7 protein-coding genes and 1 pseudogene are annotated in these 11,135 nt (G+C 75.2%); 3 read left to right on the top strand and 5 right to left on the bottom strand.

Features of this window, described 5'->3' with window-relative positions; all coding sequences use genetic code 11:
* Window positions 1-74 precede the first annotated feature (74 nt).
* Window positions 75-4,310 (bottom strand): annotated as a pseudogene (locus tag ACZ4UV_RS38170) (HAD-IC family P-type ATPase).
* 21 nt (window positions 4,311-4,331) lie between these two features.
* Window positions 4,332-5,048 carry a hypothetical protein gene (locus ACZ4UV_RS38175; protein WP_467844394.1) on the bottom strand — a complete coding sequence of 239 codons (717 nt, stop codon included), beginning with the start codon at window positions 5,046-5,048 and terminating at the stop codon, window positions 4,332-4,334.
* A 211-nt stretch (window positions 5,049-5,259) separates the two neighbouring features.
* Between ACZ4UV_RS38175 and ACZ4UV_RS38180 the strand changes: the two genes are divergently transcribed.
* The gene (locus ACZ4UV_RS38180) at window positions 5,260-6,591 is read left to right on the top strand and encodes an enolase C-terminal domain-like protein (RefSeq protein WP_451020007.1); all 1,332 of its coding nucleotides are present in this window, start codon (window positions 5,260-5,262) and stop codon (window positions 6,589-6,591) included.
* Between the two features lie 4 nt (window positions 6,592-6,595).
* Here ACZ4UV_RS38180 and ACZ4UV_RS38185 read toward each other — a convergent pair whose 3' ends face one another.
* Window positions 6,596-8,188: an MFS transporter gene (locus ACZ4UV_RS38185; protein WP_451020008.1), complete on the bottom strand. Its 1,593-nt coding sequence runs from the start codon at window positions 8,186-8,188 to the stop codon at window positions 6,596-6,598.
* A gap of 190 nt (window positions 8,189-8,378) precedes the next feature.
* Here ACZ4UV_RS38185 and ACZ4UV_RS38190 point away from each other — a divergent pair, with 190 nt between their 5' ends.
* Both ACZ4UV_RS38190 and ACZ4UV_RS38195 read left to right on the top strand, forming a co-directional pair.
* Entirely contained in the window at window positions 8,379-9,374 is a 996-nt protein-coding gene (locus tag ACZ4UV_RS38190) for an Lrp/AsnC family transcriptional regulator (protein ID WP_467844398.1), read from the top strand.
* Window positions 9,375-9,411: 37 nt separating this feature from the next.
* Entirely contained in the window at window positions 9,412-9,660 is a 249-nt protein-coding gene (locus ACZ4UV_RS38195) for a hypothetical protein (RefSeq protein WP_467844400.1), read from the top strand.
* 6 nt (window positions 9,661-9,666) lie between these two features.
* Here the strand turns inward: ACZ4UV_RS38195 and ACZ4UV_RS38200 are convergent, their stop codons facing one another.
* Window positions 9,667-10,290: a DedA family protein gene (locus ACZ4UV_RS38200; protein WP_451020013.1), complete on the bottom strand. Its 624-nt coding sequence runs from the start codon at window positions 10,288-10,290 to the stop codon at window positions 9,667-9,669.
* Window positions 10,291-10,620: 330 nt separating this feature from the next.
* Window positions 10,621-11,135, bottom strand: a 515-nt coding sequence (locus ACZ4UV_RS38205) for a type 1 periplasmic-binding domain-containing protein (protein WP_467844403.1), incomplete at its 5' end; no start/stop codon positions are given.

An 11,135-nucleotide genomic window follows, 5' to 3' on the forward strand; every position in this document is an offset into this window, starting at 1 on the left:
GGCCGGGGGCGTCGGATCCCCTCAGTCTCACGCGGCGTCACAGGCGCGTCCAGCGTGCGTCGTCGACCGTTTGCTCACGGTCGCGGCAGCAGGCCCTCGACGGTCCGCTCCAGGAAGGGCAGGGCGCGCTGGCTCCACACGGCCAGGGTGATCGAGGCGGCCACCGCGGTCAGGGCTACCGGGCCCAGCGGGGTGCAGCCGAAGAAGCGGCTGACACCCGGGGTCTCGATCACCGTGAGCAGGACGGCGGCCGAGCCGAGGGAGGTGAGGCGGACCAGTGCGCTGTCCCGGCGGTCCAGCAGGGTCTGGATGAGCTGGGTGCCGACCACCGCGGTCAGCGCCATCGTGCTGGGGCGGGCCGTGCCGGGGGTACCGCGGCCGATGAGCCAGGCCATGAGCGCGCCCGCGCTGGTCGTCAGCGCGCGGTGCCGGATCTGCCGGAGGAGGGGCGCGCCGAGCACGGCCGACGGCGCCCCGGGGTTCGACCGCTCCGCCGTCTCCTTCGGGGTGACCGCCACCGCCATCGCCGGGAACAGGTCGGTGAAGAGGTTGACCAGCAGCATCTGACGGGTGGACAGCGGAGCGCTGCGGGACAGCAGGGTGCCGAGGATGCCGAAGCCGATCTCGCCCGCGTTGCCGCCGATGAGGACGGCGACGGCGTCCGCGACGCTGTGCCACAGCGAGCGGCCCTCCCGGACGGCGTCGATCAGCACCGTCAGGTCGTCGTCGGTGAGGACGAGGCCGGCGGCGTTGCGGGCGGCGGCGGAGCCGCGGGCGTTGATGCCCACCCCGATGTCGGCGGCGCGGATCGCCGCCGCGTCGTCGCCGACCATGCCGACCACCCGGCCGGCGTCCCGCAACGCCTCGACGACCTGCAGTTTCTGTTCCGGCGCCACCCGGGCCACGACACCTGCGTCGCGGAGCACCCGGGCCCTGCCCGTCCGGTCGGTGTCGGCCAGGTCGTCGCCGGTCACCACGACGGTGTCGTCGGGCCAGCCCAGCTCCGCTGCGATCGACCGTGCGGTCTGCGGGTGGTCGCCGGTGAGCATCACCGGCCGTACGCCCTCCTCGTACAGGCCGCGCACCAGCGCCTCGGAGGTGTCGCGCGGGGTGTCGGCGAAGCCGAGCAGCCCGAGGAACTCCACTTGCTCCAGGGGGGCTTCGAGGATGTCGGGGGCCGTCCGGGAGTCGTCGTCCGTGCGGCGTCGGGCGACGGCCAGGACGCGCAGGCCCTCGGCGGCCAGGGTCTGCGCCGTCTCCGAGGCGGGTTGGGCGGTGCCGGAGCACGCGGGCAGGACGGTCTCGGGCGCTCCCTTCACCACCAGCAGGGGCGGCTCGTCGCCGGACCGGCCGACGGCCGCGGCGTATCCGCGGGCGGCCTCGAAGGGGAGACTCTCCGACTGCTCCCACTCGGAGCCGGGTCCGGCCGCGTCGAGGACCGCCGCGTCGGTGGCGTGCTCCGGCGGGCCGTCACCGTCGACGACCCGGGGGGCAGGCCCGGGCCGCCGCCCGCAGGATGCCGGCCGCCGCCTCGTCGTCCGGGGCGTGGCTCCCCCCGTCGGCGTCGGCCACCTTCACCAGGCGCAGCGTGTTCTCGGTGAGGGTGCCGGTCTTGTCGAAGCAGACGGTGTCCATCCGGCCGAGCGCCTCCAGCGCACGGGGTGCCCGGACCAGGACCCCGCCCCGGCTCAGCCGCCGGGCGGCGGCGAGCTGGGCCACCGTGGCCACCAGCGGCAGCCCCTCGGGCACGGCGGCGACGCCGACGGCCACACCCCCGCTCACCGCCTCCCGGATCGGGGTCCCGCGCAGCAGGGCCAGGCCGGTGATCGCGGCGCCGCCGCCGAGCGTCAACGGCAGTGCCTGCGCGGTGAGTTCGTGCAACCGGGCCTGCACACCGGCGGCCGGTGGCGTCCGCGCGGCCAGGTGCACGGCGCGGGCCGCCTCGGTGCGCTCGCCGGTGTCCACCACGACCGCCCGTGCGTGACCGGCGGCCACCGTCGTGCCCTCGAAGACCATGGAGTGCCGGTCGGCCACCGGCACGTGCGGGGTCGCGGCGGTGTGCTTCTCGGTCGGCACCGACTCGCCGGTCAGCGCGGACTCGTCGACCTCCAGGCCGTCCTCGGAGAGCACGCGGGCATCGGCCGCTACCACGTCGTCGGTGTGCAGGTCGATCACGTCGCCGGGCGCCAGGCGTGCCGCGTCCACGGTGTGCGTGTCCGGTTTCTCGGTGGAATCGGCCACCCGGGCCTGCCGTTTCTGCTCGGCGAGCAGTCCGGACACGGCCTGTTCGGCCCGCAGCCGCTGGACCCCGCCGATCAGCGCGTTCAGGTCGAGCGCGCCGACCACCAGCAGGGCGTCCACCGCCGAGCCGACGATCGCGGAGGCGGCCGAGCCCACCGCCAGCACCGGGGTCAGCGGGTCGTCCAGCTCGCTCCGTACGGCCTGGGCGAGCCGCCGCGTCCACCGCACCGGCACGAGCAGCGGGTTCCGGGACGGTTCGGCGGACTGCCCCCGCTCACCGGGCGGTTCGGTCTCCCGCTCGTGCTCCAGCCGCTCCAGGGTTTCCCGCGGTCCGAGTTCGTGCCAGTGCACCCGCGCCCTGGGCCGCGGGGCCTCGGCCTTCGCCACCCGCAGGGCCGCCACGGTCCCGGACAGCAGCGCGGTCGCCGCGGCGCCGTCCACCGGTGCGTGCCGCAGGCCGGGCAGCGCGATCCGTCCGCCGCCGCGCGCGCTCCTCGACTCGCCGACGGCCACCAGCAGTCCGGAGAGCGCGGCACCCGACCGGGCCAGGGTCTGCGAGCGGCGGCCCACCCGGCGCGCGGCCGGTATCGCGGTCAGCAGCCGCCACACGTCGGGCAGCCCGTGCAGGGCGAGGGCGTCGGCGCTCCAGACGACCGCGCTGCCGTCGTCGGTGAGCGCGAGCGCGATGTCACCGGCGAGCAGCCCGGCGAGCACTCCGTTGTCCCTGCCCGACCACAGCCGGGCCACCGTGATCACCGCGCCCGCGTCCTCGGGCAGGGAGCACACGACGTCGTCCAACGGCCGCCGGACCTCCACCACCTGGTCGGCGAGGCCGGTGAAGTCCTCCAGCGCCGGGTCCTCCACCAGCACCACCCGCAGCCCGGCGCGCCGGGCCGCGTCCAGCACCGGCTCGGTCCAGGGGTCGGGCTCTCCCTCGGTGGTGCACACCGCGCTCGGATGCAGCACGATCGTGCCGGTCAGCTCCAGCGCCCGCAGCCGCTCCGGATCCCGGACCAGCAGCCCGGACCGGGCCGGTACGGCGCCGAGCACCGCCTCGAAGGCGGTCGGCCCGTACCGGGCTGCCTTGGGGGAGCCTGCGAGCACCGCCTCCGCCGCCTCGGTGACGTCGTGCTTGACCAGCAGGGTGGCGGCCGCGCCCAGCACACTGCCGGCGAAGGCGTGCGTGGCGTACTCCTGGGCCGGGGTGGTGCGCAGGGCCGGACGGGGATGGCCGCCGTCGCCGACGCTCGGCCGGTCCGGGGTGCACAGTTCGTCGTGGAAGAGCTCGAAGGCGGCCGCCCGCGCCATGGTGTCGGCGAGCTGGCAGCCCCGCAGACCCGCGTCGAGCAGCAGCGCGGCGGCGTCTGTCCGGCCCCGTGAGCCGCGGCGTTGGCACAGGTCAGCAGCAGGTCCATGGCGTCGGCGCCCAGGCGGGCGCGGATCATGCCGCGGACGCGGGGGTTCTCCCGGAGCACCGTCACCACCGCGGTCACCGCACGCGGGGACGGCGGCAGCCGCAGGGCGTACGCGGCGACGCCGACGCCGGTACCGACCAGGTCGGCCGCGAGCGTCGCGAGGGCGGCCCGGATGCCGTCCGGGTCGGCGGGATGCGTGACCTCCCCCGCGGCGTCGGGGTCCGCGACGAGACCGTGCCGGGCGGCGAGGTCGGCGGCGTGCCGTACGACGTCGTCGGTGACCGCCTCCTCGGCCGCGGCCACCACCAGGCGGCCGAGGCCCTCGTCCCAGTAGGCGAACAGGACGTCGGGGTGCTCCGTCAGCGCCTCGGCGACATGCCCGGCGATCCGCCGCAGGCCGCCCGCGGCCCGCGCCTGCCCGGGGTCGGCCGCCCGCAGCGCGAGGTGCGCCCGGGCGCCGGACCGCCACTGCCGCCGGTCGCCGAGCAGTGCGGTGCGTGCCGCCCGCGTCATACGGGCGGCCGTGTCCAGGCTCCTGACGCCGGCCCGGGCGGTGCCGGCCGCCGCTCCGGCGACCGCACCGACTCCCGGCGCGGCCACCCGGGCCAGCAGTCGGGGCGCCTCGGACAGGACCGCCGGCAACCCGAGCGCCATCGCACGTCACCCCCGGCCCGGTCAGCTGGTGGGCGGTGGGGGCTGATCGGCGAGCGGCGGCTCCTCGTCCCCGGGGGACGCTCCCGGGGCGGCGGGCGGTGCCGTCGTCGGGTCGGTGGGCGGCGCGGCCGGACCGGCGGACGGTGGGGTGCCGGGTGCGTCCGGGGCGGCGGGCGGTGGGGTGGCCGGTGGGGTGGTGGGAGCGTCCGGGCCGGCGGTCGGTGGGGTGGTGGGTGCATCCTGACCGGCGGTCGGTGGGGCCGGTGCTGACGGGCCCGTGGCCGGTGATGCGGCCCCGCTCGGCCGTGTCCAGGCGCCGCCCGGCAGCTCGTCCTCCAGCATCGGGCCAGGGGCGACGGTGGCCGGGCCGTGCCGCGGCGTGGTCGCCGCGTCGCCCATCGCCACGTAGGCGCCGTGGCCCGCACCGCCGGTCATGTCGCCGGCCGCCTCCGGGCGGGCGGTCTCACCGCCGCCGTCGTGGTGCGGGCGGGGCTGCGTGAGCCAGGCCACCGCCGCACCGGTCACGGCGACCGGCCACTCGACCAGTCCGGCCACCCCGAGCACTCCCGCTCCGGCGTACACGGCCATCCGGCGGCCCCGGGGCGAGACGGCCCCGATCCTGTCCAGGGTTTCCTCGGCGGCCTTCGTCACCATTCCGGCGCCGGGCACCTTGCGCACGGCCGAGGCAGCGTTCCGCAGGGGCGCGGTGAGGGCCGAGGACGACTTCTGCTCAGCCATGACTACTCCTCGTCGATGCCAGAACCACGTTCTCTGCCTTGCTGAGTGCCCATGAACGAGAAGGCCATCCGGGATCTATCGGATAAATCGGAAGGCCTCCGGCCGAGGCCGTCGTGCGGTTCCCCGAGTCCGCCCATTGACCGGAAGGCGTCCGCATCCATAGCCTCCATCTCCGTATGTAGATGGTTTTCGGCAGTAAGGACGCTCTCCCATGAGTCAGCCCGTCGTCACCCGCTTCTCCGTGTATCCGGTGGCAGGCCGGGACTCGATGCTGCTCAACCTCTCCGGCGCGCACGCCCCGTACTTCACCCGCAACGTCGTGGTCGTCGAGGACTCCGAGGGCCGTACCGGGCTCGGTGAGGTGCCCGGTGGGGAGGCGATCACCCGGACCCTGCGGGACGCCGCGTCCCTGGTCGTCGGCTCCCGGCTGGGGGACCACAAGCGGGTGCTGCGGGCCGTGGGGGAGGAGTTCGCAGGGCGGGACGCCGGCGGTCGCGGCGCGCAGACCTTCGACCTGCGCACCACCGTGCACGCCGTCACCGCCGTGGAGTCCGCGCTCCTCGACCTGCTCGGCCAGCACCTGGAGGTACCCGTCGCCGCCCTGCTCGGCGACGGCAAGCAGCGTGACTCGGTACGCGTCCTCGGCTACCTCTTCTACGTCGGCGACCCGGACCGCACCGACCTGGACTACCTGCGCGAACCCGACTCGGACGTCCCCTGGTACCGGATCCGCCGCGAGGAGGCCCTCACCCCGGAGGCGGTCGTCCGGCAGGCGGAGGCGGCCTACGACCGCTACGGCTTCCGGGACTTCAAGCTCAAGGGCGGCGTGCTGGAGGGGGCCGAGGAGGTCAGGGCCGTCCAGGCGCTCAAGGACCGCTTCCCCGAGGCCCGGATCACCCTCGACCCCAACGGCGCCTGGTCCCTGCGCGAGGCCGTGGAGCTGTGCCGCCCGCTGCTCGGCACCCTCGCCTACGCCGAGGACCCCTGCGGGGCCGAGGGTGGCTACTCCGGGCGCGAGATCCTCGCCGAGTTCCGCCGGGCCACAGGGCTGCCCACCGCGACCAACATGATCGCCACCGACTGGCGGCAGCTCACCCACGCCCTCGCCCTGCAGTCGGTGTCGATCCCGCTGGCGGACCCGCACTTCTGGACCATGCAGGGCTCGGTGCGGGTGGCGCAGCTCTGCCACGAGACGGGACTGACCTGGGGCTGCCACTCCAACAACCACTTCGACATCTCGCTCGCGATGATGGCGCACTGCGGTGCCGCGGCCCCCGGCGAGTACAACGCCCTGGACACCCACTGGATCTGGCAGGAAGGACAGGAGCGGCTCACCGTCGAGCCGCCGAGGATCGCCGACGGCCAGGTAGCCGTCACCGACGCCCCCGGGCTCGGCGTCCGGCTCGACATGGACCGGCTGCTCGCGGCCCATGCCCGCCACGAGGAGCTGAACCTCGGGGCGGGCCGGGACGACGCGGCCGGGATGCAGTACCTCGTGCCGGGCTGGAGCTTCGACGCCAAACGGCCCTGCTTGGTGCGGTGAGCCGTCAGGCGCCCTGCGCGGCCGAGGACTTCTCGGCCGCGGTGTGCCCGGCCGCCCTGAGCGTGCTCTGCTGCCGGGGTGCGCGCAGCAGGACCACCGCGACCAGGGCGGCCAGCAGCGTCAGGCTTCCCGCCGTGATCAGGCACAGGCGCATTCCGTCCAGGAAGGAGTCGCCGAGCGCGCCCATCGTCTGGCCGGTGCGGGCGCCCAGGTCCAGATCGGCGACCGCGCCGAGGCCGTCCGTCTGTGCGGTCGTGACGATGCGCTCCTGCGCCGCGCCGGTGACGCCGGCGTCGGCGAGGTGACCGGGCAGCGCGTCGAGGGCCCGGGTGGTGAGCAGCGCGCCCAGGACGGCCGGGCCGAGGGCGCCGCCGACCTGCCGGAAGGCGTTGTTGCCCGCGGCGGCCATGCCGGCCAGGTGGTACGGCACGGAGGCCACCGCGGTCGCGGTCATCGCGGTCATGACGAAGCCCATGCCGAGGCCCAGCAGGGCGAGCCGCCAGGCGGCCGAGCCGAACGAGGTGTCGGCGGCCAGACCGGTCAGGGCGAACAGGGCGGCGGTGACCACCAGCAGACCGCCGGTGATCATCACCCGGGGCGAAATCCGGTGCATCAGCCGCCCGGCCGGCCCGCCGACCAGCAGCGCCGCCCCGGTGACCATCAGCAGCCGCCACGCGGCCTGCATGGTGTCGAGTTGCTGCACCATGCCGAAGTAGAGGCTGAGCACGAAGAAGAACCCGATGAGCGCCAGGAAACTGGTCGTCGCGACCAGCGTGGTGGCGGTGAAGGCGGGGCTGCGGAACAGGGTCAGGTCCAGCATCGGGCTGTCGCTGCGCCGCTCCGCCAGCACGAAACCGGCGCCGGCGACCACGGCCGTGAACAGCGCGACCATCACCTTGACGTCGGTGAACGAGCTTGCACCGCCCTCGATCACGCCGTAGACCAGCGCGGTGACCGCGAGCGTCGCGGTGAGCTGGCCGGGCCAGTCCAGACGGCGCCCGTGCGGTGCCCGCGAGTCGGCGAGCTGCCGCGCCGCGACGGCGACGGTCAGGAGCGCGACGGGAACGGTCGGCAGGTAGATCCAGCGCCAGGAGAAGTGCTGGACGATCACACCGGCGAGCAGCGGACCGACCGCCAGGGCCGCCGTCAGGCAGGTGGCCCAGATGCCGATGAACTTGCCGCGCTCCCGGTGGTCCGGCACCGCGTGGCTGATCAGCGCCAGCGTCGTGGGCAGCAGTGCCGCCGCGCCGACGCCGGCCAGGGCCTGTCCGGCCCAGACGATGTCGACCGACTGCGCGCACAGGGCGGTGACCGCGCCCGCCGCCGAGAACAGCAGGCCCGCCTGGAACACCTTCTTGCGCCCGTGGACGTCCCCGAAGACGCCGGCGGTCAGGATGAACGCGGCCATCGGCAGCACGAACGCGTCCTGCACCCAGGACAGCTGGGCGGTCGAGGCGTTCAGCGCGGCCTGCAGGGCGGGCAGGCTCACCGCGACCGTGGTGACCGGAAGGTAGGCGACGAAGACGCCCAGGCAGGCCATGACGATCGTGGCCGCCCGTCGCTCGACCGGCCCGCTGGCCGGTGTCGTGACGTTCACGGAGATTCTCCTTCGCGGCGCGCCGCGCCGCGGTCGAAGGCCACCGGCGTCTCCGGTGGCCTGTGTCGAACGGGCTTCCGAGGAGAAACCCGCCGCCACAGCATCCGATCCCGTGCGCGCAACCGCCAAGCAGGTGCGTCCATTGCCGTAGAATCCTCCAGATCATCGATACTCATGGCACACTTCCACCATGCTTGACGAGGTGGACCGAAAGATCCTCCGCGCCCTCCAGTGCGCGCCGCGGCTGCCCTTCCGGCGGATCGGCGAGGTGGCCGGAGTCTCCGAGCAGACCGCGGCCCGCCGCTACCAGGCGCTGCGCCGCGCCGGGGCGTTGCGGGTGGTGGGGCTGGTCAACCCGTGGGTGTACGGCGCGGCGCAGTGGGTCACCCGCATCCGCTGCCGCCCCGACCGGGTCGACCCGCTCGCCGACGCCCTCGCCCGGCGCCCCGACATCTCCTGGGCCCACCTGGCCTCGGGGGGCTCGGAGATCATCTGCGTCATGCGCTCGCCGCTCGACGTGCCGCGCGAGGACGTACTGCTCCGGCAGCTGCCCAGGTCCGCCTCGGTCCTGGACGTCAGCATCGACCTGATCATCCACAGCTACGACGCTCCCGGCACCGCCGGCTGGACCGGCTACGGCGACAGCCTCGATGCCGGGCAGGTCCGGCAGCTGACCTCGGAACGGCCGCCGCCCGCCCCCGGGCCGCCGCCCCCGCCGGCCGCCGAGGACGCCCCGCTGCTCGACGCACTCGCCCAGGACGGCCGTACCACCCACACCCGGCTCGCCGGACTCACCGACTGGTCGCTGTCCCGGGTGGCCCGCCGGCTGGAGTCGCTGGAGGGCTCCGGAACCCTGGAGTACGAGGTCGAACTGCTCCCGGAGCGGCTGGGGTTCGGGCTCAACGCCATCCTCTGGCTGCGGGTCGCCCCCGCTCACCTCGAGCGGGTCGGCACGGAGACCGCCCGGCTCGACGAGGTCCCCTTCGTCGGCGCCATCAGCGGGGAGCACAACCTGATGGTCAGCGTCATCACCCGGGACCCCGAGGACTTCTACCGCTTCCTGACCACCCGCATCGCCGCGACCCCCGGCATCGACGGCTACGGCGTCAGCATCAGCATCCGCCACCTCAAGAAGGCGGCATCCCTCATCTCCCGGGGCCGACTGGTACCGCCGACGTCCCTCTAGACGGCATCTCCGGCATCCCCGGCCCGCTGTGTCTTCGGTGTCCTGGGCGGCCTCGGCGGCCTCGGCGTCCTCCGCCGCCACGACCGACGCGGGCGGTCGCCGTACCCCGCGCATCAGCAGGCCGGTCGGCCGCCGCAGTACCGCGTGCGCGGGTCCGCCCGGGACGCTCGCCCCGGCCCGGCCGGAGATCGACGGCTTCAACGCAGGGCTGCGCGCCCTGCTCGGCGCCGGCGGCTTCACCGACACGGCCGCGGCCCTGCACCGCCTGGCCCACGGGGAGCCATGACCGCGGTCAGCGGTCGCGGTGGGCCCGGCGGGCCTCCAGCAGCAGCGGCAGCAGGGAGAGCACGACGATCGCGCCGACCAGCGGCAGCAGGTAGCGGTCGATGTGGGAGACCGAGGAGCCCAGCGCGTACCCGGCGAGGACGAAGGTCTGGGACCAGAGGACTCCGCCGACCGCCTGCCAGACGGTGAACGGCCGTACCGGCACCCCGAGCGCCCCCGCCGCCGGGTGCAGCACCGACCGGAGCATCGGCACGAAACGGCCGATGACCAGCGCCTTGCCGTACCCGTAGCGGGCGAGCAGCTGCTCCGCCCGGGCGGCACCCTCCCGCACCCGCGGCCGCGAGGCACGGGCCAGCAGCGGCCGCCCGCCGTGCCGGCCGATCAGATAGCCCACCTGCCCGCCCGCCACCGCGCCGACGGCCGCGCACACCAGCACCTGCCACAGCTCCAGCCGGGGCCCCCGGTCCGTGGTGGCCGCGCACAGCACACCGGCCGGGAACAGCAGCGTGTCACCCGGCAGGAAGAAACCGACGACCAGCAGCCCCGACTCGGCGAAGATCACCGCCAGGACGCCCAGCGCGCCGAAGGCGGCCAGCAGCGAGCCGCTGTCCGTCGGATTGACGGCGATCACCACGCTCGCCTCCCCGCCCCGCTCGCCGGCCGTCTCCCCCAAGTGTCGCGTGACGGCGGCCGCGGACCCGCCTTCAACACCACGCGTCCGGATGCCTCCCGGCGGTCACCGGGGCGTCAGGCGCGCCGCATGCTGCCCAGGATGTCCAGGCGCGCGGCCTGCCGGGCCGGCCACCGGGCGGCTGGTGGAAGCGGCCCGGGGCATCGTCGGACTCCGGCCGTGTCCCGGACCCGCCCACGGATCCGCACCGGCGGACCCGCCGTCAGCCTCCGGTGTGACGATCCCGGCCGGCCCTGCTTCCGCCGGGGACGGCGGGCGTGACCGGGCGGTTCACCTGCCCCAGATCCTCCGGTAGGCCTCCCGGTAGCCGGGTGGGTCCCAGGTCGTGGCTCCGGCGCTGTTGGCGGCCGTCGAGACGTGGGTGGGGGCGACATAGCCGCTGGCGGGACGGCCGGAGAAGGCGCGGTTGAACTCGTCGACGATCTGCCAGCCCTGCTGCGACAGCGGCTCGGGAACGGTGGCGGCCTGGTACTGCCCGCCGTTGATGCGCTGGAAGGCGGACGGGTCGCCGTCCCCGGCCCCGATGTTGAAGGGCGGTTCCGTCCCCTTGCGGCCGGCCGCGCGGAAGGCGGGGGCGGCGTCGGCGAAGTACAGGTCGTTGATGGCGACGGAGTGCGTCCACGTGTCCGGGAAGCGGGAGAGCAGCGAGGCGATCTCGCGCGGGGTGGGGGGGGGGGCGGGCGGGGGGGGGGTGGGGGCGGTCGCGGGCCGCCCCCCCCCCCCCCCGGGGGGGGGGGGCGGCCCGGTAAGGGGGGGGTTTGGCCTCGCGCACCGGGCCGCCGGGG

The sequence above is a fragment of the Streptomyces sp. NPDC028289 genome (genome assembly GCF_055565975.1).